This is a genomic window from Rhodoplanes sp. (assembly GCF_013377085.1).
Lineage (GTDB): Bacteria > Pseudomonadota > Alphaproteobacteria > Rhizobiales > Xanthobacteraceae > Rhodoplanes.
In genome coordinates, this window is the sequence record NZ_JACAAX010000002.1 from 170,744 (window position 1) to 194,728 (window position 23,985).

The window sequence follows — 23,985 nt, forward strand, 5'->3', positions numbered from 1 at the left end:
GACTCTCTTCAGGAACACACGAAGGCATCGGGGTGATAGTGCGCGCCGAGGGCGGCGCGCAGGTCCGGCAGCGCGGCACGAATGTCGGCCGTGGCGCCGAAGCGGCGGCGAAGCGTGGTCAGCAGCTCGGCTTCCAGCGCCGGCAGGTCGACGCCCGTGACGGTGCCGTCGCGCACGACGTGGCGGCCAGCGACGTACAGGTCCTTCACATGCCGGCGGCGGGCGCGTGAAAACACGGTGTCGAGCGGCGGCACGGTATCGTCGAGCCGGTCGGCCGTCAGCGCGTCCCAGTCGAGCACCAGCAGATCGGCCGCTGCGCCCGGCACGATCGCGCCGCCGTCCTGGTCGCCGAGCACGGCGAAGCGGCCGGCGGCGAGCGCGAAGCGCAAGACCTGCTCGCGGGACATGCGGGTTTCAAAGCCCTCGCCCTTGTGCAGCAGATAGGCGAGCTGCATCTCGGCGAGCGGATCCTCCCGCTCGTCGAGGGCGACGCCGTCGAGCCCCATGGCGACGCGGCAGCCGCGCCTGAGCATTTCGGCGAGCGGCGCAATGCCGGAACGCAGCACCAGGTTGGACGAGATGTTGACCACGATGGTGGCGTCGCGCGCGGCGATCAGCTCCATTTCGTCGGCCCCGAGCCAAGTGCCATGCGCGAAGGAGGCGCGCGAGTTGACGAGGCCGAGCGCATCGAGGTGCCGGAGAATGCCCTGCGGGTAGGTCTTGTCGGCCCAGGCGCGCTGATAGCGGCTTTCCAGCAGATGCATGTGCACGCGCCGCCCGTGCACGGCCGAGCTCTCGGCGATGCGGGACAGGAGATCGTCGCTGCACCATTGCGGGCCGGCCGGGCCGTACTGCACCGTGACGCCGTCGCCCTCGATCGCGGCCGCGGTCGCCTCGACCAGCGCCACCTGCTCGGCCGCCGGCAGCGGCGCGCCCAGGAATTTTTGGCTGACGCAGGCGCAAGCGGCGGGCGACAGGCGCTTCAGCACGGATTCTTGCGCGCCGTAGACCAGCGGGTTGCGGTCGCGGCACTGGACCGCGAAGGCGATCCTGATGCCGACGTCGCGCGCCGCCTTGGCCACCGCCTGCGCCTCGTCGAGATAGGCCGTGAGCCCCTGCACGCGGGTGTAGTGCGCCATCTCGGTGGCGATGCCGGCGCACGCGCTGCGACCGAACGCGACCGCCGCGGTGAGCCACGGATCGACCGCCGGGATGGCGGCGAGCTGCGGCAGCCACGCCTCCAGGGCGACATCGAAATTGCCGATCTGGCTGTTGCGCACCACGCGGGCATGGTCGTGCGCGTTGACGAAGGCCGGCATCACCAAATTGCCGCTGGTCGCGGCCGAGGCGGCCGGCGCGACCGCGGCGACGCGGCCGTCGGCGACCGTAATCGTCTGGTTCGTCTGCGTCGGCCCGCCCGGATCGGCGAGAAGAACCGCGGCCTCGATACGGGTGGTCATGACGAACGGCCTCCTGGTCCTGACGATCGAGCGCCGCCTGCCTCACCCCATCGCGAACTCGGTCTTGCGGTGGGCCCAGCCGGTGATCCGGTTCTCGACCAGCGAGAACATGCCGTAGAGCGCGATGCCGAGCGCGGCCAGGATGAACAGGCCGGCGAACACCAGCGGCACGTCGAACGAGGCGGACGCGATCATCATCACGTTGCCGATGCCGCGGTTCGACGCCACCGTCTCGGAGATGACCGAGCCGACGAAGGCGAGCGTGACGGCGACCTTCAGCGAGGCGAAGAAGTACGGCATGGCACGCGGCAGCCCGACGTTCCACAGAATGTCGAATTTCGTCGCGCGCAACGTCTTCATGACGTCTTCCAGCTCCGGCTCGGTCGTCGCGAGTCCGGTGGCGACGTTCACGACCACGGGGAAGATGCTCATGATCAGCGCCGTCAGCACGGCCGGAACCGTGCCGGCGCCGAAATAAAGGACGAAGATCGGCACCACGGCGACCTTGGGGATCGACGAGAAGCCGACCAGCAGCGGATAGGCGACGTCGTAGGCGAGCTTCGACCAGCCGATCAGCACGCCGATGACGATGCCGATCCCGACCCCGAGCACGAAGCCCAGCATGGTCGTGTAGAGGGTCTGCAGCGTATGCGGCCACAGCGCCGGCATGCGCTGCCAGAGCGTGACGAAGACCTGGCTCGGGCGCGGCAGCACCGAGTCGCTCACCCCGAAGGCGAGGCACAGCACCTCCCACACCACGAACAACCCGACGATCAGGGCGACCGAGGCAATCTTGCGCTGGACGTTGGAGCTCATCTCAGAATCCTCCGGCGTCACGGGATGCGTGTGTGCATGCGTCGACCCGGTCATGACGTACAGGACGAAGCCACGCGCTGCGTCCTGCTCCCTCCCCCGTTGTGGGGGAGGGAACGCTGGATTCGCCAGCGCCAAGGAAAGAAGCTGCCGCCGCTGACGTCCTGACAACGTCACTCAGGATCATGTCATGCCTCACACCGTCGCCGGCACGTCGCCGCGCGATTCGACGATCAGCTCGCGCAGGCGCTGCGTCATGGCGACGAAGTCGGGCTCGTAGGTCATCGCCAGCGTGCGCGGGCGCGGCGCCTCGAACACGCGGTCGTCGACGATGCGGCCGGGCCGCGCGCTCATCACGCAGATGCGGTTGGCGAGATAGCCGGCCTCGCGCAGATCGTGGGTGACGAGCAGAACGGTCGGCCGCCGGGTGATCCAGAGCTGCTGCATGATCGCCCACAGCTCCTCGCGGGTGAACTGGTCGAGCGCGCCGAACGGCTCGTCGAGCAGCAGCAGTTGCGGCTCGTGCACCAGCGCGCGGCACAGCGAGGCGCGCTGCAGCATGCCGCCGGAGAGCTGCCACGGATGCTTGTCGCCGAATCCGGCGAGGCCGACCTGGGCGAGCAGCGCCTCGACGCGGTCGCGGAACTCGGTCTTGCGCTTGGCCCGGTACTCGCCCCGGAACGGCGGCACGATCTTGAGCGGCATCATCACGTTGTCGCGGATCGACAGCCACGGCAGCATGGTCGGATTCTGGAACGCCATGCCGATGCGCACCGGCTCGGCCCCGACCTCGCGGCCGGCCACATAGACGAAGCCGGTCGAGGCGCGCAAAATCCCGCCGACCATTTTCAGGATGGTCGACTTGCCGCAGCCGCTCGGGCCGACCAGCGCGACAAAATCGCCCTTGGCGATGCGGAGGCTCGTCTCGGCGAGCGCGTGAACCAGATTCGGCGCACGCCCATACGTGACGGTGGCACGCTCGAGCTCCACATAGGCGTCGACATGGCTCGGCTCGACGACCGGACCGGCCGGGATGGCATCGGAGGCGAGCGGCACGATCGGAGCCGGCGCATTCATGCGGCGACCCCGCTGGCGCCGTCTGGCTTTTGGACGATCGCCGTCATGGTGCTGTCGGGGTTCCGCAGCTCCGGCTTCGGCATCTCCTGAATGGTGTGGACCGAGCGACCCCAGCCGCGCGCGCTCTCCACCAGCGTGCGGTCCTTCATCACGAAGCGGCCGCGCACCAGCGTGTGGACCGGCAGGCCCGTGACGGCGCGCCCGTGCCACGGCGTGATTTTTGCGCGCGACTGCAGTTTTCGGTCGTCGATGGCCCAGTGGTGCCCAAGATCGACGATGGCGATGTCGGCGTCGGCGCCCGGCTGCAACACGCCCTTTCTGGGATACAGCCCCCAGCACTTCGCCGGCGCGACCGCGGTCCAGCCCACATAGTCGCTGATCGACATGCGCCCGGCCGCGACCTCGGTGAGCATCAGCGGCATCTGAGTCTCGACGCCGGGGAAGCCGCAGTCGACCGTGAAGATGTCGTCGCGCACCTTCTCGTCCGGGATGTGGGGCGCGTGGTCGGTGGCAATCATGTCGATGGTGCCGTCCATCAGCGCGGCCCACAGCGGCGCCTGATTGCGGGCCTCGCGCACCGGCGGATTGACCCGGATGACGCCGCCGAGCCGGCCGTAGTCCTCGGCACCGAGCAGCAGATATTGCGGACAGGTCTCGCCCGTCACGTCGACGCCGCGCGCCTTGGCCTCGCGAAGCGGCCGCAGCTCCTCGGCCGAGGAGATGTGCAGCACATGGATGCGGCAGCCGGTCCATTCCGACAGGATCGCGGCCCGCGCCACCGCCTCGACCGCGACCACGGCGGGCCGCGCCGCGAGATGCGCCAAAGGATCCTTGCGGCCGGCCGCACGAAGCCGCGCCTCCCGCCGCGCCATGATGGACGCCGTTTCGGCATGCAGCGAGACGCGTTTGCCGGTGGGTGCCACCACCTCGAAGGCCTCCAGCATGCCGCCCGTCGAGGGCGAGGGCGTATTGCCGAAGGTGTTGCCCATGTAGAGCTTGAAGCCGATCACGCCGCCGGCGACGAGGTCCGGTACATGCGCGATCGTGTCCTCGCCCAGGAGGCCATAGAGGCCGTAGTCGACATGGGCCTTCTCGGAGGCGAGCTTGTGCTTCATCGCCAGCGCCTCGGCCGTGCCGGTCGGCGGGATCACGTTCGGCATGTCGAACACGGTCGTCACGCCGCCGAAGGCGGCCGCCGCCGTGCCGGTGCCGAAATCCTCCTTGTGGGTGTAGCCGGGCTCGCGAAAATGCACATGCACGTCGATGGCGCCGGGCAGCACATGCAGGCCGGTGGCGTCAAGCGTCTCGGCCGCCTCCGGCATCGCCTCGCGGGCGCCGACCGACAGCACCCGGCCGTCCTTGACGGCGACGCTCGCCGGAAACGCCGAGGCGTCGGTCACCACCGTGCCGCCATGGATGACGAGATCGGCCTTCATCGGGGTCTCCTTCATGGTCGACCGCTCATTATCTCACCTCGGTCAGTCCGGGGCGCACCGAAGGTGCGAGCCCGGAATCCATAACCCCTGTCTGTGAGTATGGATTCCGGGCTCGCCGCTGCGCGGCGCCCCGGAATGACGGAAGAGACATTGCCGCGGCGACATTCATCTGCGCCTCACAGCATCGCCCAGCCGCCGTCGACGGGTAAGTCGACGCCGGTGATCTGGCGGGACACGTCGCTCGCCAGGAACAGGCAGGCGTTGGCGACATCGGCGTCGGTCGAGACGCGCTTCAGCGCATAATCGGCGGCGTGGCGCTTCATCGCCTCGTCGATCGTGATGCCGAGCTTTTTCGCCATGTCGGCGCACACCTTGTCGCGGAAGCGCGGGCCCTCGACCATGCCGGGCGCGACGCAGTTGACGTTGATGTTGTGAGGGCCGGCTTCCAGCGCAAAGCTCTTGGTGATCCCGCGAAGACCCCATTTCGAGGCCGAGTAGGCGAGCCGCCCGGCCCTCCCCCGCAGCCCGAAGGTGCCGCCGACATTGACGATCTTGCCCCAGCGCCGCGCCATCATGTCGGGCAGCACCGCCCGGATCGTGTTGAAGCAGCCGCCCATGTTGAGCGTGACGATCTCGTCGAACTCGTCCGGCGTGGTCTCGACGCCGGTCTTGCCGATCGGCCCGGAACCACCGGCGACGTTCACCAGAATGTCGATCTGGCCGTAGGCCGCGCGCGTCTGCGTGACGGCGGCGGCGCACTGCGCCGCGTCGGTGACGTCGCAGGGGATGACGATCGCGGCGGCCCCGCGCGCGTGGGCGGCGTCGGCGACCGGCTCGATGGCGGCGGTGTCGCGGCCGATCAGCGCCAGCCGGCAACCCTCGTCCGCAAAGGCGAGCGAGATCGCCGCGCCCATGCCCTTGGCGGGCCCGGTGACCAGGACGACGCGGCCGGCGAGATCGAGATTCATGCGGGGTCTTCTTATGATGTTTGTCCGACTGCAAACGACAACTCTCGTCGGTCATTCCGGAAGTCGAGCGACGCTCGGCTGTCCGGAATCCATAACCCCTGTCTGTGGATATGGATTCCGGGCTCGCGAGCCTTCGGCCCGCGCCCCGGAATGACAGATGTCAGAACAGCTTCTTCGGCAGGTCGGCGGCCGGCGGCAGGAAGCCGGGGTCGAAGATCTCGTCCACGGTCGGCGTCCGGGTCAGGCCGTTGGCGTCGACGATGATGTCGATCGCCTTCTTGAGCCGCGCCTTGTCGATGCTGCCGAGCCCGATGGTGGCGATCTCGGGGTGGTTCATCTCCGCCTTCACGGTGGCGTCGAAGCGCTCGCGCTCCACGTCGGTCTTGATCAGCGGCTCGCGCTTGGCGACCGAGGCCACGGCGGCGGCCGGATCCTTGAGGCCGTCGAGCACGCCCTTGTTGATCGCCTTGACCAGGCCCTTCACCACCTCGGGATGCTCCTTGGCGAGCTTCTTCGGCACGATGATGGCGTTGGAGTAGAGGTCCATGCCGTAGTCGCCGTAGTTGATGAAGCGGATCTCCTTGTCCGGGTCGACGCCGATCAGCTTGGCCGAGAACCGGATGGTGTTGACGTAGCCGAACACGCCCTCGACCTGGCCGCGCATCAGCATCTGCTCGCGCAGGTTCGGTGCCATGTTGGTGATCGACACCTTGCTGCAGTCGATCTTGGCGATCTTGCAGAACGCCGGGAACAGTTTCAGTGCCCCGTCGTTCGCGGCTCCGCCGAGCGTGCGGCCTTCAAAATCCTTCGGGGTCTTGATCGGACTGTCGGCCTTCACCGCGACCGTGAAGGGCGGCTGATTGAACATCACATAGACGGCGACCGGTGCCTCCTCGGGCTTCTTGGCGGCGAAGTCGATCAGCGCGTTGATGTCGCCGAAGCCGACGTCGTAGGTGCCGCTCGCCACCTTCGGGATCGGCGTCGCCGAGCCGTCGCCCTGGTCGATGGTGATGTCGATGCCTTCGGCTTTGAAGTAGCCGCGGTCCTCGGCCAGGAAGAAGAAGCCCTGCGGGCCCTGATACTTCCAGTTCAGCACCATCTTCAGCTTGGTGTCGGCGAGCGCGGCGGTCGGCAGCGCGGCGGCGACCGCGAGCGCCGCAGCGAGTGCGAGCGCCGAGGTCGAACGGAAGAAGCTCATCGCGAAATCTCCTGTCGGGTGGGGGAAGGCGAGGAACCGGCCCCGGCGAGCGCGGTCTCGAGAGCGGCGCCGGTCGAGACGGCGCCGTAGAGCAGATCGACCAGATCGAGGATGACCTCGGTGACGGAGGGCGCCGCCGGCGTGGCGCAGAGATCGGACAGCAGCACGCAGTCGTAGCCGCGAAAGCTCGCGTCGGTGAGGGTCGAGAACACGCAGCGGTCGGTGTTGATGCCGGCGATCAAGAGTGTCGTCACGTCGCGGGCGCGCAGCACCGAGTCGAGCTCGTTGTCGTGGAAGCCGCTGTAGCGGTGCTTGTGGACGACGAGATCCTGCGGCGCGACGACGAGCTCGTCGATGGTGGCCGCGCCCCAATGGCCCTGCACCAGGATGTCGCCGCGGCCGGACGGCGACGGCTCGGCATAGCCGGGACGCGTGCCGCCCTTGCGGCCTTTGTGGAGGAGCGTCGCCGGCAGATTGGCGCAGTCGGCCCGCACGCCCCAGTTGATCCACAGGACCGGGACGTCGGCCGCCCGCAGCGCCGCGCCGAGTGCATTGAGACCGGGCACGATGGCGCGGAGAGCAGCGGTGTCCACTCCGGCGCGCGGAAACCAGCCGTCCGGATGCAAAAAGTCGTTCTGCATGTCGACGACCAGCATGGCGGTGCGGCCGAGATCGATCTCGATCGTCTCGCCCGACGCCGCCGCCGGAAAGCGGACGATCCGCACCGGCTTTCGCTCGCGCACGAAACGCAGCGTTTTTGGCGGGGCCGTGTGGGGCATCGAGGTCCGATCCGGGCGGCGGGGCGCGGGGGTGCGCGGGAAGCGGTTCTGCTGGCAACAACCGTGCCGAGACGCGGCCGTGCCCTGCAGACGCCCTGACGCTAGCCGATCGCAGCGGTGACTTCCGCCGCTGATTTTTTGCTGTATCGTTGCCGAAAAGGCATCACTTCACTTCGTCATTCCGGGACGCGCGCACCAGCGCGCGGGCCCGGAATCCATAATCCCGGCGCCGATTGCTCACGAAAGACAGGGGTTATGGGTTCCGGGCTCGGCCCTGCGGGCCGCCCCGGAACGACGGCGAGGAAACGTCTCGTCCAGGACCCGATCCCCATGCGCCACCTGAAAATCCTGCGCTATGTCGACGAGGTCGCCCGCACCGGCTCGATCCGCAAGGCGGCCGAGCGGCTCGCCGTCACGGCCTCGGCCGTCAACCGCCGCATCATGGATCTGGAGGAGGAGCTCGGCGCCGACCTGTTCGAGCGCAAGCCGCGCGGCGTGCGGCTCACCGCGGCCGGCGAGGTGTTCGTGCGCTATCTGCGCGAGCAGGCCGGCGACGTCGAGCGGATGAAGTCGCAGATCGAGGATCTGCGCGGGCTCAAGCGCGGCACCGTGCGGATCGCCTGCAGCCAGGCGCTCGCCTACGACTTCCTGCCGCGTGAGATCGCCGCGTTCCGGGCCCGCTATCCCTATGTCACGTTCGAGGTGCGGGTGGCCGATCACGATCGCGCCATGGCCGAGCTCGAGGCCTTTGCGGTCGACTTGGTCGCGGTCTACCGCCCGTCGTTCCACGCCAGCTTCCGGCCGCTGATGACCGTCGAGCAGCGCCTGGTCGCGCTGATGCCGGACGACCACCCGCTCGCCGCGAAAAAGACGCTGCGGCTGCGCGACTGCGCCGACCATCCCGTGGCGCTCGCCGACCGCACGCTCGGCGGCCGCCAGCTCGTCGACGCCGCCTGCGCCCGCACCGGCGTCACGCTGCGCATCGTCGCCGAGTCGAACTCCTTCGAGATGCTGCGCGGCCTGGTGCGGCGCGACCGGGTGATCTCGTTCCAGATCGAGATCGGCGCCGATGTTTCGCCCGACGCCACGCCCGGCGTCGTCGCCCGCCCGCTCGATCCGCGCGACGTGCCGCCGGCTCCGCTGGTGCTCGGCCAGCTCCGCAGCCGCAACCTGCCGATCCCGGCCGCCGTGTTCGCCGAGCAGCTCGTACGCGCCATCGAGGGCATGCGGGTGTGAACGTCCGCTCATCTCTGCGGCAGACGTGCCATGCTTTGCCCGCGCGTGGACCAAAATACCGTCACGCAACAGCCGAATACCTGCGGCATGGAACTCGGGTGCCCGCGCGCGATTGTCGACGCAGGGTCGAACCTTCCCCGAGGGTCTGGTGATCACCACGAGAAACACGAGTCGTCGCGACCTGCTGGTCGGGTCGTTGGCGTTGCCGTTCGTGCTGGCGGGCGCGGGACGTGCCGGGCCGGCCTTCGCGCAGGCGCCGGACAAGAGCCCGCCGCAGACCCCGGCCGAGACGCCGTTCGACGCCAATGTGGTGCGCAAGACGGCGCGCGCGCTGGCCGAGAAGCCCTACGAGGCGCCCGACACCAAGCTGCCGGCCGGCCTCACGGATCTCGACTACGACAAGTACCGCACCATCAGGTTCAAGCCCGACCGGGCGCTGTGGCGCGGCGAGGGCCTGCCCTTCGAGGTGCAGTTCTTCCACCGCGGCTTCCTGTTCGCCGAGCGGGTCGCCCTCCACGAGGTGTCGCAGGGCAAGGCACGGCCGATCGTCTATGCGGCCGACCTCTTCGACTTCGGCGCCGTGCCGCCGCTGCCCCCCGACGCCCGCGTCGGCTTCGCCGGCTTCCGCCTGCACACGCCGATCAACCGGCCCGACACTTACGACGAGGTCGCCGTCTTCCTCGGCGCCAGCTATTTTCGCGCCGTGGCGAAGGGGCAAACCTACGGCCTGTCGGCACGCGGCCTGTCGATCGGCACGGGCGATCCCAAGGGCGAGGAGTTCCCCGCCTTCCGAGCCTTCTGGATCGAGAAGCCGGCCAAGCAGACCGGCTCGATCGTGGTGCATGCGCTGCTCGATTCGAAGAGCGCCGCCGCCGCCTACCGCTTCACCATCCGGCCCGGCGAGACCACGGTGTTCGACGTCGAGATGACGCTCTATCCGCGCACCGACGTGCCGCTGCCCGGCATCGGCACCTGCACCAGCATGTTCTTCTTCGGCCCCAACGATCGCGCCGGCGTCGATGACTTCCGCCCCGCCGTGCACGATTCCGACGGGCTCGCCATCCGCAACGGCCGCGGCGAGGAGATCTGGCGCCCGTTGGTCAACCCGACAGACCTGCAGATCAGCACCTTCGAGGACACCAATCCACGCGGCTTCGGCCTCTTGCAGCGGAGCCGCGACTTCCGCTCCTACCAGGATCTGGAGGCGCGCTACGAGACGCGGCCGAGCCTGTGGGTCGAGCCGATCGGCGACTGGGGCGCGGGCGCCATCCAGCTCGTCGAGATCCCGACCAAGGAGGAGATCCACGACAACATCGTCGCGTTCTGGCGGCCGAAGGACCCGCTCGCCGGCAAGGGCGAGTACTGGTTCACCTACCGGCTGCACTGGGGCGCCGGCAAGGCCGGCGCGCCGCCGCTCGCCGCCATCGCGGCGACCCGTGCCGGCGCAGGACCCGACGACACCCGCCGCTTCGTGCTCGACATCACAGGCGACAAGCTCGCCGGCATCGATCCGGCGAGCGTGCGCGGCGCCGTCGAGACCGACAAGGGCAAGATCCTCAACGTGGTCACGCAGCCCAACCCGGTGACGGGCGGCTGGCGCTTCTCCTTCGAGCTCGCCCCCGAGCGCGAGACCGTCGTCGAGCTGCGCGCCCGGCTGATGCGCGGCGACGAGGCGCTGTCCGAGACCTGGCTGTACCGATGGACGCCGTGACCTCCATGCACGACACGGTCGCGACCCGCCGCGCCACGCCGCCGGCCTACCTGCCGGCCGAACGGCCGCTCGCCATGCCGGAGCAATCGCTGTGGCGTCCCACCGGCGCACAGGGACCGGCACGGGCGCCGCAGCGCACCGCCCTGCGCCGCCTGTTCGTGTTCGGCTCGGCCGCGGCCCTGACGGCGGGGGGCGGCTACGAGATGTACGAGGTGCTGCAGGTCCAGGGCCTGACGGTTCCGGAAGCGGTCGTGCTCGCCCTTTTCGTCTCGCTGTTCGCCTGGATCGCCTTCTCGCTGGTCAGCGCCGTGATCGGCTTCTTCGCCATCCTGGTCGGGCCAGACCACACGCTCGGCATCGACCCGACCGCCCCGCTGCCCGAGCTGACAAACCGCACGGCCGTGCTGCTGCCGACCTACAACGAGGATCCGCACCGGGTGATGTCGCGCCTGCAGGCGATCTTCGAGTCGATCGCCGAAACGGGCCGCCTCACCCATTTCGATGTCTTCGTGCTGAGCGACACCACCGACCCCGATGTCTGGGTGCGCGAGGAGGCGGCCTACCTGGCCCTGCTGGAGCGCACCGGCGCCCGCAACATTTTCTACCGCCACCGCCGCGAGAACGTCGCGCGAAAAGCCGGCAACATCGCCGAGTGGACGACGCGCTTCGGCGGCGCCTATGCGCACATGCTGGTGCTCGACGCCGACAGCTTGATGACCGGCGACACGATCGTGCGGCTCGCTGCCGCGATGGAGGGGCATCCCGGCGTCGGCCTGATCCAGACCTTCCCGGTGGTGCTCAACGGCACCACGCTGTTCGCCCGCATCCAGCAGTTCGCCGGCCGCGTCTATGGCCCGCTGATTGCCCGTGGCATCGCCTGGTGGCACGGCTCGGAGAGCAACTACTGGGGCCACAACGCCATCATCCGGGTCGAGGCCTTTTCCGGCCAGGCCGGGCTGCCGCTGCTGCGGGGGCGAAAACCGTTCGGCGGCCACATCCTCAGTCACGACTTCGTCGAGGCGGCGCTGATGCGGCGCGCCGGCTGGGGCATCCACATGGCGCCCGGGCTCGGCGGCTCCTACGAGGAGTGCCCGCCGTCGCTGACCGAGTATGCGGTGCGGGATCGCCGCTGGTGCCAGGGCAACCTACAGCATCTCGGCGTGCTGCCGGCACGCGGCCTGCACTGGGTGTCGCGGCTGCACCTGATCACCGGCATCGGCTCCTATGTCACGTCGCCGCTGTGGCTGGTGTTCCTGCTGGTCGGCATCCTGATCTCGCTGCAGGCGCAGTTCGTGAAGCCCGAGTATTTCCCCTCCGGCTTCTCGCTGTTTCCGCAATGGCCGGCCCAGGACCCGGTCCGCGCCGCCTGGGTGTTTGCCGGCACCATGGGCATCCTGGTCGTCCCCAAATTTCTCGGCTGGTTCGCTGCGATGACCCAAAGGTCCGAGCGACGCGGCACCGGCGGCATCCTGCGGTGCTTCACCAGCGTGATTCTCGAAACGTTCGTCACCAGCCTGATCGCCCCGATCATGATGCTGCTGCAGTCGCGTGCCGTCGCAGAAATCCTGCTCGGCCGCGACGCCGGCTGGCAGGCGCAGCAGCGCGACGCGGCGCATGCCGGCTTCGGCCTGCTGACGAAGATCTACGGCTGGCACGTGGTGCTCGGCCTCGCCCTCGGCGCCGGTGCCTATGCGGTGTCGGCCCCGCTCCTGTTGTGGATGACGCCCGTGGTGGCCGGGCTGGTGCTGGCGATCCCGACCGTCGCGGTCACGTCGAGCGAGCGCGTCGGGCTGGCGCTGCGCCGCGCCGGCCTGCTGCTGATCCCGGAGGAGCGCGATCCGCCGGCGGTGCTGTGCCGTGCCCAGGCGCTGGCGGCGGAGCCGCCCGGCGCGGCCGATATGCCGGCCCTGGCGCGGCTCGCCGGCGATCCGACGCTGCTCGCCGCCCACGCCGCCATGCTGCCGGAGCGGGCGACCCGCCGAAAGGGCGACGTCGACGTCGCGCTGGTGGTGGCGCTCGCCCGTGTCGAGGACGCCGACACGGTCGCCGAAGCGGCGACGCTGCTCACGGCGAAGGAGACGTTCGCCGTGATCGCCGACCCCGCCGCGCTCTTACAGGTGATGACGAAGCCGGCGGGGTGAGAAATGTCGTCATTCCGGGATGCGCGTGAGCGCGCAGGCCCGGAATCCATAGTCCCGGTGCCAGTTGCTCTCGAAAGGACAGGGGTTATGGGTTCCGGGCTCGGCCCTCCGGGCCGCCCCGGAACGACAGAAAGTTCACCGCAGCGCGGCGAGGATGAAGTCCAGCATCTGGTCGAGCGTCGGATCAGGGAAATCGGCGCACTCGACCATCAGGCGCGGATGCGAGTAGCGGATCATCGCGGTGTGCAGGCAGCGCGCCGCATGCTTCGTATCGCCGGAGCGGAACTCGCCGCGCGCCGTGCCGTCGGCGATGATCGTCGCGATGACGCCGTCCATCCGCTCGACATACGCCTTCACCATCTCCCAGTTTTCGCTGATCGCGAGCGCGACGAGCTCGTGCAGCTTCTTCTCCACCGTGAATCGCTCGGCGTTCATGTGCTGCACGGTCGCGAAGAGGGCGCGCAGTCGCTCCGCCGCCGGTGCATCGCGCCGCGCGATCTCGACCGCGGTCGTGATCACCTCGCCGAGCAACTGATGGCCCACCGCCTCGTTGATCTCGTCCTTGGAGCGGAAGAAGCGATAGATGTTCGCCGGCGACATGCCGAGCTCGCGGGCGATGTCGGCGACCGTCGTCTTCTGATAGCCGATCTGCCGGTAGAGTCGGTCGGCCGTGGTGAGGATGCGGGTGCGGGTGTCGGACTCCCGGATCTCGGCACGCGTCATGTCGTTCACGGCCCCGCCTCCCTGGAACGGCGGATGTCGCAACGCCGTGGCGGCGATTGTATCGGGGATTCGGCGGGAATGTCTCATGGTTGTTGCGGCTCGGGAATACGGTGGTCGGCCGGGGTTCCGGGCGCGAGCCGCGGCGCGTCGGCGGCATCCGGGGCCTCGGGCGTATCCTCGTCCGAGGACTCGCCGGTGCCGCGCTCGTCGAGCGAGCGGCGGAACCACAGGGCATAGAGGGCGGGCAGGAACAAGAGCGTCAGCGCGGTCGCGACCAGGAGGCCGCCCATGATGGTGACGGCCATCGGGCCCCAGAAGCCGGAGCGCGACAGCGGGATCATGGCCAGCACGGCCGCCATCGCCGTGAGCACCACGGGTCGGGCGCGCCGCACCGTGGCGTCGACGATCGCCTCGCCGCGGCTGCTGCCGGCGGCGACGTCCTGCTCGATCTGATCGACCAGGATCACGGTGTTGCGGATGATCATCCCGGCGAGCGCGATCAGGCCGAGCAGCGCCACGAAGCCGAACGGCATCCCCGAGACGAGCAGCCCGAGGGTCGCCCCGATCAGGCCGAGCGGCGCGGTCAGCAGCACCAGGGCCAGTCGCGAGAAGCTCTGGAGCTGGATCATCAGGATCGTCAGCATCGCGACGAGCATCACCGGGAAGACCGCGAACAGCGACGCATTGGCCTTGGAGGATTCCTCGATGGCGCCGCCCATCTCGATCCGGTAGCCGGCCGGCAGCTTGCCGCGCAGGTCCGCCAGCGCCGACCAGATCGCGGCCGACACGTCGGGCGCCTGCACGCCGTCGCGAATGTCGGTGCGCACCGTGATGGCCATGTCGCGACTGCGCCGCCAGAAGATCGCCTCCTCGTGGCCCTGCTCGATATGGGCGACCTGCGACAGCGGCACCGGCACGCCGTTGCGCGCCACGACGGTGAGATCGCCGATGGCGCCGAGGTCGCCGCGCTGCGGCGCGATCGCCCGGGCCACCACGACGACCTTCTCGGTGCGGTCCCGGATGGTCGTGACCGTGTAGCCGGTGACGAGCGTCTGCAGCGTCTGGGCGACGGCCTGCGGATCGAGCCCGAGGGCGCGGGCCCGGTCCTGGTCGAGCACCAGGCGCACCGACGGCATCTGCTCGTTCCAGTCGAGCTGCGCCTCGATCGCGGCGGGGTTGGCCCGCATGATGTCGCGGACCTGATAGGCGATGCCGCGGACCGTGTTGGGATCGGTGCCGATCACCCGGAACTGCACCGGGAAGCCGACCGGTGGGCCGAAGTCGAGGCGGCTGACGCGCACCCGTGCCTCGGCGAGTGCGCCCTTGGCGACGGCGGTCTCGAACTTCGCCTTGAGGCGCTCGCGCGCCGGCACATCCTTGGAGACGATGACGATCTCGGAATAGGCCTCGTTCGGCAGCGCCGGGCTGATGCCCAGCCAGAAGCGCGGCGGCCCCTGCCCGACATAGGTGGTCCAGGTCGCGGCGTCCTCGTCGCCGGCGAGCATCGCCTCGGCGCGTTTCGCCGTCTCGAGCGTGGCACCGATCGCGGTGCCCTCGGGCAGGCGCATCTCGACGAACAGCTCGGGGCGGTCCGACAATGGAAAGAACTGCTGCGCCACCTTGCCGAAGCCGAGCACGGACAGCACGAACACCGCGAGCGTACCGGCCACCACCCAGACGCGATGGCGCACGCACCAGCCGATCAGCGCCCGCAGCCGCCGGTACAACGGCGTGTGATAGATGTCGTCCGGATCGTCGGCGTGATGCACCTTGAAGTTCGGCAGCAGCTTGACGCCGAGATAGGGCGTGAACACCACGGCGACGACCCACGACGCCAGGAGTGCGATCGACACCACCCAGAAGATGCCGCCCGCATATTCGCCGGTCGACGAGGCCGCGAAGCCGACGGGCAGGAAGCCCGCCGCCGTGACCAGCGTGCCGGTCAGCATCGGGAAGGCGGTCGACTGCCAGGCGAACGAGGCCGCATGGGCGCGGTCGAACCCCTGCTCCATCTTCACCACCATCATCTCGACCGCGATGATGGCGTCGTCGACCAGGAGGCCGAGCGAAATGATCAGGGCGCCGAGCGTGACGCGATGCAGATCGAGCCCGATCAGCAGCATGATGGTGAAGACGATGCCGAGCACCAACGGCACCGACAGCGCGACGACGATGCCGGTGCGCCAGCCGAGCGACAGGAAGCTGACGCCGAGCACGATGGCGAGCGCCTCGAGGAAGGACTGCATGAAATCGCCGACCGCCTCCTCGACGATCTTGGGTTGGTTGGCGATGCGCTCCCAGGTGAAGCCGAGCGGCGTGGCGCGCTCGATTTCGGCCATGGCAGCGTCGACGCCCTCGCCGAGATGCAGGATGTTGGCGCCCTTCTGCATGACGACGCCGACGGCGAGCGCCGGCGCGCCACGCTGGCGGAGCAGGTATTCGGGCGGATCGACGAAGCCGCGGCTGACGGTCGCGATGTCGCCGAGCCGCACCACCGTGCCGCTCGCCGCCGCGACCGGCGTCTCCTTCACGGCCTCGACGCCGTCGAGCGCGCCCGTCACCCGCAGCGGGATCCGCGGCGAGGCCGACTGCACGACGCCGGCCGGCGCCATCGCATTCTGCTTGGCGAGGCTGTCGAAGATCGCCTGGGTGGTGATGCCGAGATTGGCGAGCTTGACGTGATCGAAGTCGACGAAGATGCGCTCCTCCTGGGTGCCGTAGATCGTCACCTTGGTGACGTTCCGCACCTTCAGAAGACGCTGCCGCATCGATTCGGCGACGCGCTTGAGCTGGGCGTAGTCGGCGCCGTCGGAGCGCAGCGTGTAGAGCACCGAATCGACGTCGCCGTACTCGTCGTTGATGTTCGGGCCGATCACGCCGTCCGGCAGGTCGGGCTTGAGGTCGGCCATCTTGCGGCGGACCAGATAGAACAGATACGGCACCTGGCCGGGTGGCGTGGTGTCGCGGAACTCCATCAGGGCGGCGACGAAGCCGGGCTTCGAGTAGGTCGTGACCTTGTCGAACCAGGGCAGCTCCTGCAGCTTCTTCTCGATGCGGTCGGCGACCTGGAACTGCATCTCCTCGGTGGTCGCGCCCGGCCAGGCGGCGGTGACGACCGCGACCTTGATGGTGAAGGACGGGTCCTCGTCGCGACCGAGATTCTTGTAGGACAGCGCCCCCATGACGCCGAGCATGATGATCAGGAAGAGCACCAGGGTCGGATGAGCGACCGCCCAGGCGGAGACGTTGAAGCGGCGCATCGTCGCCTCCGGGTCAGAACGACAGGGACGCGACGGGGCGCACGATCAGGCCGGCGTCGAGCTTCTGGACGCCGAGCATCACCACGCTCTCGCCTTCGGCGACGCCGTCCGTGATCAGCACACTGCGGCCGTCGTAGCGCGCCACCTTCACGGTGCGCGCCGTGAGCCGGCCTTTGTCGTCGACCGCCCAGACGGACGGGCCATGGCCGTGGTTGAACAGCGCCGTGAGGGGCAGCCGCGCGGAGCGCGTGCCGGTGCCCTCGCGCAGCGTCAGGGTCGCGCTCATGCCGAGCCGCACCGCCTCGTCGGCGGCCGGAATCGTGTAGCGGGCCGCATAGGTGCGGGTCGCCGTGTCGGCGGCCGGCGACAGCTCGCGCAGCCTCACCTCGTAGACCCGGTCCGGCACCGACCACAGGGTCAGGCTGCCGGAGGCCTCGCGGGCGCGCTCGACGAAGGTTTCGGGAAACGCCACCAGCGCCTCGACCTCGGCCAGGCGGGCCAGCCGCACGGCGGCCTGGCCGGAGGCGACGACCTGCCCCGGCTCGACCGGCGTCGCCGTGATGACGCCGTCGGCGTCGGCCTCGAGGCTCGCATAGTCGAGAGAATTGCGGGCGAGGTCGAGCGAGCGCTGCGCCCGGGTCAGGCGGCCACGCGCCTCCTCGGCTGTGGCATGGGATTTCTCCAGCGTGGCGGCCGCGGTCCAGCCCTTCTTCTGCAGCTCGGTGGCGCGCTGCTCGTCGGCCTCGGCCTGCACCAGATTGGTCTTGGCCGCCCGCACCTCGGCCTCGGACTGCTCGAGCTGGAGCTTGAGGTCGTTGGTGTCGAGAAGCAGGAGCGGCTGGCCCTTGCGCACCCGGTCGCCGTTCTGGACCAGGCGCTGCGCCACCTTTCCGGTCACCCGAAAGCCGAGATCGCTCTCGATCCGCGGCTTGATGGTGGCCGCGAAGGTGCGGGTCTCGGCGAGGTCCTCGTAGTGGACGGGGGCGACCAGGACGGGACGGTCGAGGACTTGCGCGGACTTGCCGGTGCTGCCGTTGCTCGCGTCGCACCCGGAGACGGCAAGAGCGATGGCGATCAGCGGCGCCACCACCGCCGCCCTCCCGGCACCCCGAGGGGACGTCGGGGCGGGAAGAGCGGCGGCGGCGGCATGGGGTGCGACGGCGCTCGGGACGGAGAAGACCGCGGCCAGCACGACGGTGCAGACCGACCGGACGGCGCCGGAGAGGCGGAGGACAGAGGCGACGAACCGGGACATGGCACAGCCAGATGAAGGGTGACGAGTAACGAATATTGAAATTCGTCATACATCAGCAAATGTCAAGATCCGGTTTTCGGCAGTGCGGTAATCGGCTGCGATCGATCCCGAAAAGCCTCTGATGGTAAACGGTTTCTTCGATACTGGCCGAAGATCCCCCCGGCCGGCCTCGACCCCGATGCCTCGCCGCCGGTGGCTCGCAATCTCGACCGGTCGCCGAACCGCCCTCCTCATCCACAGCCATGCGCCGGCGTCGCGGGCGACCTGCGTGCCCTCGCGGCCGCGCATCAACCGGCCAGCGTGACCTGCACGGACCGTCACGCGACCGCTTGCAGGCCAAGGCGATCGAGCCGCCGTGCGAGATCTCACGGCCGGTCCTTCGAGACGCACCCCACCTGCTCGCCTCGCAGCCGCGACAAAAGATTGGGCATCTGCCCAAAATCGAGACGTTGCCGTTGATTGACAATCGGTGCGCCAATGCCACTAATCGTGTGCACCCGACAGCTTGCGAGCCTCGGCAAGCGGCGTCATTTTGTCGTGCGGCGCGACGTCGGTCGGTTTTCGACCCGACACGTGATCGCCGATCTGGAAGGTGCGTGGCGTCGCCGCGCGGGACCGTCAGGCAGGGTGTCAGCGAACGTCTCTGGTCGGCGTATTCACGCCGGCGTCTCTCCGCTTCGGTGCCGCCCCGTCTGATTTTCCGCCAAAGGATGAGGTCTCCATGCCTGCTTTCGTGCGCCCGTTGGCCGCTTTTGCCTGCCTTGCCGCCACGGTCGCCTTGACCGCCGCGCCCGCCCGCGCCGAGGACAAGGTCACGATTCTGACGAGCTGGTACGCCCAGGCCGAGCACGGCGGCTTCTACCAGGCGGTCGCCACCGGCATCTACAAGAAGTACGGGCTCGACGTGACGGTCCGCATGGGCGGCCCACAGATCAACGGCATGCAGATCCTCGGCGCCGAGCAGACCGACTTCCTGATGAGCTACGACTTCTCGGTGTTCAAGGCGCTCGAGCAGGGCGTGCCGGCCGTGACGGTGGCGACCTCGTTCCAGTCGGACCTGCAGGGCCTGATGACCCACCCGGACGTCAAGAGCCTAGCCGACCTGAAGGGCAAGACCATCCTGGTCGCCACCGCCGGCCGCTCCAACTGGTGGCCGTGGATGAAGGCCAAGTTCGGCTACACGGACGACCAGACCCGCGCCTACACGTTCAACCTGCAGCCCTTCCTGGCCGACCCCAACACGGCCCAGCAGGCCTACATGTCGTCGGAGCCGTTCGCCGCCATGCAGGGCGGCGCCAAGGTGAACTTCTTCCTGTTCGCCAAGGACGGCTATCCGCCCTACGGCACCACCATCGTGACGCTGCAGAAAACCGTGAAGGACAAGCCCGACATGGTGCAGCGTTTCGTGAAGGCCTCGATGGAGGGCTGGAAGAGCTACATCTACGGCGACCCCGCCCCCGCCAACGCGCTGATCAAGAAAGACAACCCCAACATGAAGGACGAGCAGATCGCCTATGCGATCGGCAAGCTCCGCGAGAGCAAGGTCCTGGTGGACGGGGATGCGGCGACCCAGGGCATCGGCGTGATGACGGATGCGCGCTGGAAGGCGACCTACGACTTCATGGTGCAGGAAAAGCTGCTCAAGCCCGAGGTCGACGTGAAGTCGGCCTACACGCTGCAGTTCGTGAAGGACCTCAAGATCATGCCGTGACGCGCGGCGGAGCGGCCGGCGGCCGCTCCGCGCGCACGCCCGAGGCGAAGCCCGAACGACGGGACCACGCGAGTGCCCGGCCCCGTCGACGGTGAGGAAGTGGACTCGACGATGAGGATGGCCCAGGCGGTGCGCGCACCGGACACAGACCCCGCGGCGGGACCGCCCGCCATCGAGGTGCTCGGCGCCGACAAGGTGTTCGGCAACGGGACGCGGGCGCTGGCGCCGATCGATCTGACCGTCGACCAGGGCGAGTTCGTCACCCTGCTGGGGCCCTCCGGCTGCGGCAAGTCGACCCTGCTCAAGATGGTCGCCAACCTGATCGAGCCGACCTCGGGCGGCCTGATGTGGTGGGGGCGCGACTACGACCATGTCGGCCAGGCGGGCCGGAAGCTCGTCTTCGTCTTCCAGGACCCGACCCTGATGCCGTGGTCGCGGGTGCGATCCAATGTCCGCCTGCCGCTCGATCTCGCCGGCACGCCGAAGCAGGAAGGCGACGCCCGCGTCGACCAGGCGCTCGCCATGGTCGGCCTCTCTCGTTTCGACGGCTGCTACCCGCGCGAGCTCTCCGGCGGCATGCAGATGCGCGTCTCGATCGCCCGCGCGCTGGTCACCGAGCCGAACCTCCTCTTGATGGACGAGCCGTTCGGCGCGCTCGACGAGATCACCCGCAACAAGCTCGACCAGGATCTGCTGGACCTCTGGTTCCAGAAGAAACTGACCGTGGTGTTCGTCACCCACAGCATCTACGAGTCGGTGTTCCTCTCCACCCGCGTCGTCGTGATGGCGGCGCGGCCCGGCCGCGTGCTGCGCGAGCTGATCATCGACGAGCCCTATCCGCGCGACGACGCCTTCCGAGTGTCGCAAAAATTCGCCGCCTATGCGCGCGACCTGCAGGTCCTGCTGGCGGAAGCCAGCATCTCGGGCGCGCCGCATATCTGAGCCGAGTTCCAACGGCGAGACCGGGAAACGAGTATGGCCGCAATCGACAAGAACAGCCGCGTCCTCGGCATCGTCCTGCCGATCCTGGTCGGCGTGGTGATGCTGGTGATGTGGGAGGGATCGGTCCGATACTGGCAGGTGCCGAAATATCTGGTCCCCTCGCCGTTCCTGGTCGCCGAGACCCTCGTGACGCAGTGGCCGCTCTTGTTCAACTCGCTCCTGGTGACGTTGCAGGTCACCTTCATGGCGTTCTTCTTTGCCGTGCTGATCGGCACCTTGATCGCCTTCGCGTTCGCGCAGAGCCGGCTGATCGAGATGTCGTTCTTTCCCTACGCCGTGCTGCTGCAGGTGACGCCGGTCGTCGCCATCGCGCCGCTGATCATCATCTGGGTCAAGCAGCCGACCGCGGCGCTGGTCGTCTGCGCCACCATCGTGGCGCTGTTCCCGATCATCTCGAACACCATTTTGGGACTGCGCAGCGTCAATCCCGGCCTTCTGAATCTTTTCCGCATGAACAAGGCGACGCGGCTGCAGGAGCTGGTGCGGCTGCGCATCCCCAGCGCCGCGCCCTACTTCTTCGGCGGCCTGCGCATCTCGTCCGGCCTGGCGCTGATCGGCGCCGTGGTGGCCGAGTTCGTCGCCGGCACGGGCGGCACCTCGGCCGGGCTCGCCTATCAGATTCTCCAGGCCGGCTTCCAGCTCGACATCCCGCTGCTGTTCGCCGCCCTGTTCCTGATCACGCTCACCGGCGTCGCTCTCTTCCTCCTGATGGTGGCGCTGTCGAAGCTCGCGCTCGGCGACTGGCACGAGAGCGAGCTCGTTCCGGAGACCTGATGGACCTTCTCGTTCGCAACGCCACCGCCATCATGACGGGCGGCGCGGGCGGCGCGGGTGGCGCGGCACGCGCGCGCGGCTCCGACATCCGCATCGAAGGCACGCACATCGCGGAGATCGGCACGCTCGCGCCGAAACCCGGCGAGCGCGTGCTCGACGCCACCGACTGCGTGATCTATCCGGGCTGGATCAACACGCATCATCACCTGTTCCAGGCGCTGCTGAAGGGCGTGCCGGCCGGCATCGACCTGCAGCTCGTGCCGTGGCTCTCCGCCGTGCCGGTGGCCTACCGGCGCTTCGCCACGGAAGACAATCTCCGCCTCGCCGCCACCATCGGCATCGCCGAGCTGCTGCTCTCCGGCTGCACCACCATCGCGGACCACAACTACGCCTACTGGCCCGAGATGGGGTTCGACGGCAGCGCCGTGCTGTTCGAGGTGGCGGAAAAGTTCGGCGTCCGCTTCGTGCTGATGCGCGGCGGCGCGACGCGGGTGCGCGACATCGACGTGAACCCGCCGCCGGAGGCGCGGCCCGAAACGCTGGACGGCATGCTGGCGAGCGTCGAGGGCGACGTGCGCCGCTTCCATCAGGCGAACGGCGACGCGATGCGCAAGGTGGTGCTGGCGCCGACCACGCCGACCTGGTCGGTGCATCCGCACGAGCTGCCCCAGTTCGCGGCGGCGGCGCGAAAGATGGGAATCGGCCTGCACAGCCATCTCTCCGAATCGCTCGACTACGTGCATTTCTGCCGCGACGTGCATCACTGCAAGCCGCTGGAGTTCGTCGCCCGGCACGACTGGGTCGGGCCCGACGTGTTCTTCGCCCATCTAGTGCATCTCGATCCGGACGAGATTCGCCTGCTGGCCGACACCAAGACCGGCATGGCGCATTGCCCGCAGTCGAACTGCCGGCTCGGCTCCGGCATCGCGCCGGCGCCGGCGCTGGCGCGCATCGGCGGACGGGTGTCGCTCGGCGTCGACGGCTCGGCCTCCAACGAGGCCGCCGACATGATCGACGAGACCCACATGGCGTGGCTGGTGCACCGCGCCCGCGACGGCGCCGCCAGCGTCACGGTGGAAGAGGTGATCCGCTGGGGCACGGCGGGCGGCGCCACGGTGCTCGGCCTGGACAAGGTCGGCACGCTCGCGCCCGGCATGGCCGCGGACCTGATGGTCTACTCGCTCGACCACATCCGCTACGCCGGCCTGCACGACCCCGCCATCGGCCCGGTCGCGGGCGGCGGCCAGGCGCATGTGAAATACGGTTTTTGCAACGGCCGCCTGGTCGTCGAGGACGGCCGCATCCCCGGCCTCGATCTGTCGCGCATCGCCGCCGAGGCGCGAACGGCAGTGAGCCGGATGGTGGTGTGAGGATCTGATCCTCGTCATTCCGGGGCGCGGGCTGCAAGCCCGCGAGCCCGGAATCCATAACCCCGGTTTGCGAGTATGGATTCCGGGCTCGCTGCTTCGCAGCGCCCCGGAATGACGAAGTCTTTTGCTGTCACAGCCCTCTCAAGAATTCCGGCCGTAGCACCGGGGCGCCGCGGCGGGCGGCCGTCACGATCCCGACGAGGCGGTCGCGGTCGGCGGGGAGCGTGCCGGCGAGCGGCAGACAGTTCGAGGCGTGGTTGGAGCGGAACACGATCGCCTTCTTCGGATCGAGCCCGGCGAGCAGCGCCTCCTGCTCGGCCAGCACGCCCTCGTCGTCCTGCTCCTCGAACGGCGTGCCGTCGCGCTGAAAGCGGGTGACGAACTCCTCCAGCTCATCCGCGCCGAGACGGAGCTGCAGCGTCGACAGGAACGCCGGCGGCGCCGCGTTGATGACGGCGGCGGTGCCCTCCACATGCTCGCGCCACAGCCGCTTGCCGCCGATGCCGAGGATCACGGTCGCCGACACGGCGATGCCGGCCGCGTCGGCCCGGTTCAGCGCCTCGGCGATGCCCTCGGGCGTCGCCCCCTTGCGGATGCGCGACAGGATGGTCGGCGCGCCCGATTCGACCCCGACATAGACGAGCGACAGGCGCTTCTCGCGAAGCAGCCGGAGCTCGCCCGGCGACTTCTGCACCAGATTGATGGGCGTCGCGTAGCACGACACCCGGTCGAGCCGGGGGAAGGCCGCGGCCAGCCGGTCGAGGATCACGGCCAGGCTCTCGGTCGCCAGCACCAGCGCATCGCCGTCGGCCAGGAAGATGCGGTCGGCGTCCGGCCACAGCCGCGCCGCCGCCTCGATGTCGGCGAACACGTCGCCGAGCGGGCGGGCCCGAAAGCTCTTGGTCTTGTACATGGCGCAGAAGGTGCAGCGGTTGAACGAGCAGCCGATCGCCGCCTGAATGATCAGGTTGCGGCCCTCGCTGGGGGGCCGGTAGAGCGGCTCGTCGTACTGCAGGGGCGCCCAGGTCATCGTTTGGCCGTCGTGAGAAACGTACGGGACAACCAGAGGCG

The 23,985-nt window shown here is 68.9% G+C and carries 18 protein-coding genes; 7 read left to right on the forward strand and 11 right to left on the reverse strand.

What is annotated here, in order from left to right; genetic code table 11:
• Positions 1 to 8: 8 nt before the first annotated feature.
• The 7 genes from HXX10_RS02725 to HXX10_RS02755 form a co-directional block, all read right to left on the reverse strand.
• Positions 9 to 1,460, reverse strand: a complete 1,452-nt coding sequence (locus HXX10_RS02725) for an amidohydrolase family protein (protein ID WP_296519933.1) — start codon at positions 1,458 to 1,460, stop codon at positions 9 to 11.
• 42 nt (positions 1,461 to 1,502) lie between these two features.
• The gene (locus HXX10_RS02730; protein WP_296519934.1) at positions 1,503 to 2,276 is read right to left on the reverse strand and encodes an ABC transporter permease; all 774 of its coding nucleotides are present in this window, start codon (positions 2,274 to 2,276) and stop codon (positions 1,503 to 1,505) included.
• Positions 2,277 to 2,468: 192 nt separating this feature from the next.
• Entirely contained in the window at positions 2,469 to 3,350 is an 882-nt protein-coding gene (locus tag HXX10_RS02735) for an ABC transporter ATP-binding protein (protein ID WP_296519935.1), read from the reverse strand.
• Entirely contained in the window at positions 3,347 to 4,801 is a 1,455-nt protein-coding gene (gene allB, locus HXX10_RS02740) for an allantoinase AllB (protein ID WP_296519937.1), read from the reverse strand. The genes HXX10_RS02735 and allB overlap by 4 nt, the downstream gene beginning before the upstream one ends.
• Positions 4,802 to 4,962: 161 nt before the next feature.
• Positions 4,963 to 5,754 (reverse strand): SDR family NAD(P)-dependent oxidoreductase, encoded by a 792-nt coding sequence (locus tag HXX10_RS02745; RefSeq protein ID WP_296519939.1) that lies wholly within the window; start codon positions 5,752 to 5,754, stop codon positions 4,963 to 4,965.
• Positions 5,755 to 5,914: 160 nt separating this feature from the next.
• On the reverse strand, positions 5,915 to 6,952 hold the full coding sequence (locus HXX10_RS02750; protein ID WP_296519941.1) for an ABC transporter substrate-binding protein: 1,038 nt from the start codon (positions 6,950 to 6,952) through the stop codon (positions 5,915 to 5,917).
• Entirely contained in the window at positions 6,949 to 7,731 is a 783-nt protein-coding gene (locus HXX10_RS02755; RefSeq protein WP_296519943.1) for a cysteine hydrolase family protein, read from the reverse strand. Before HXX10_RS02755 ends, HXX10_RS02750 begins: the two co-directional genes overlap by 4 nt.
• Positions 7,732 to 8,061: 330 nt before the next feature.
• Here HXX10_RS02755 and HXX10_RS02760 point away from each other — a divergent pair, with 330 nt between their 5' ends.
• The 3 genes from HXX10_RS02760 (at position 8,062) to mdoH (ending at position 12,819) form a co-directional block, all read left to right on the forward strand.
• On the forward strand, positions 8,062 to 8,967 hold the full coding sequence (locus HXX10_RS02760) for a LysR family transcriptional regulator (RefSeq protein ID WP_296519945.1): 906 nt from the start codon (positions 8,062 to 8,064) through the stop codon (positions 8,965 to 8,967).
• Between the two features lie 148 nt (positions 8,968 to 9,115).
• Complete coding sequence (locus HXX10_RS02765; protein ID WP_296519947.1) at positions 9,116 to 10,678, forward strand: glucan biosynthesis protein; 1,563 nt, start codon at positions 9,116 to 9,118, stop codon at positions 10,676 to 10,678.
• Entirely contained in the window at positions 10,666 to 12,819 is a 2,154-nt protein-coding gene (mdoH, locus tag HXX10_RS02770; RefSeq protein WP_296519949.1) for a glucans biosynthesis glucosyltransferase MdoH, read from the forward strand. Before HXX10_RS02765 ends, mdoH begins: the two co-directional genes overlap by 13 nt.
• Before the next feature lie 135 nt (positions 12,820 to 12,954).
• On the opposite strand, the gene HXX10_RS02775 is transcribed toward mdoH, so the two are convergent.
• From HXX10_RS02775 to HXX10_RS02785, 3 genes are all read right to left on the reverse strand, one after another.
• Positions 12,955 to 13,542: a TetR/AcrR family transcriptional regulator gene (locus tag HXX10_RS02775; RefSeq protein ID WP_296520061.1), complete on the reverse strand. Its 588-nt coding sequence runs from the start codon at positions 13,540 to 13,542 to the stop codon at positions 12,955 to 12,957.
• Positions 13,543 to 13,625: 83 nt separating this feature from the next.
• Positions 13,626 to 16,802 (reverse strand): efflux RND transporter permease subunit, encoded by a 3,177-nt coding sequence (locus tag HXX10_RS02780; protein ID WP_296519951.1) that lies wholly within the window; start codon positions 16,800 to 16,802, stop codon positions 13,626 to 13,628.
• A 13-nt stretch (positions 16,803 to 16,815) separates the two neighbouring features.
• On the reverse strand, positions 16,816 to 17,892 hold the full coding sequence (locus HXX10_RS02785; RefSeq protein WP_296519953.1) for an efflux RND transporter periplasmic adaptor subunit: 1,077 nt from the start codon (positions 17,890 to 17,892) through the stop codon (positions 16,816 to 16,818).
• Between the two features lie 886 nt (positions 17,893 to 18,778).
• On the opposite strand from HXX10_RS02785, the gene HXX10_RS02790 reads away from it, so the two are divergent.
• From HXX10_RS02790 to HXX10_RS02805, 4 genes are all read left to right on the forward strand, one after another.
• Positions 18,779 to 19,768: an ABC transporter substrate-binding protein gene (locus HXX10_RS02790; RefSeq protein ID WP_296519955.1), complete on the forward strand. Its 990-nt coding sequence runs from the start codon at positions 18,779 to 18,781 to the stop codon at positions 19,766 to 19,768.
• Between the two features lie 117 nt (positions 19,769 to 19,885).
• Positions 19,886 to 20,710, forward strand: a complete 825-nt coding sequence (locus HXX10_RS02795) for an ABC transporter ATP-binding protein (RefSeq protein WP_296520063.1) — start codon at positions 19,886 to 19,888, stop codon at positions 20,708 to 20,710.
• A gap of 33 nt (positions 20,711 to 20,743) precedes the next feature.
• Positions 20,744 to 21,544, forward strand: coding sequence for an ABC transporter permease (locus HXX10_RS02800; RefSeq protein ID WP_296519957.1), 801 nt, complete (start codon positions 20,744 to 20,746; stop codon positions 21,542 to 21,544).
• The gene (locus HXX10_RS02805; RefSeq protein WP_296519959.1) at positions 21,544 to 22,914 is read left to right on the forward strand and encodes an amidohydrolase family protein; all 1,371 of its coding nucleotides are present in this window, start codon (positions 21,544 to 21,546) and stop codon (positions 22,912 to 22,914) included. The genes HXX10_RS02800 and HXX10_RS02805 overlap by 1 nt, the downstream gene beginning before the upstream one ends.
• A gap of 130 nt (positions 22,915 to 23,044) precedes the next feature.
• Here HXX10_RS02805 and HXX10_RS02810 read toward each other — a convergent pair whose 3' ends face one another.
• On the reverse strand, positions 23,045 to 23,944 hold the full coding sequence (locus HXX10_RS02810; RefSeq protein WP_296519961.1) for a radical SAM protein: 900 nt from the start codon (positions 23,942 to 23,944) through the stop codon (positions 23,045 to 23,047).
• Positions 23,945 to 23,985: the final 41 nt, after the last annotated feature.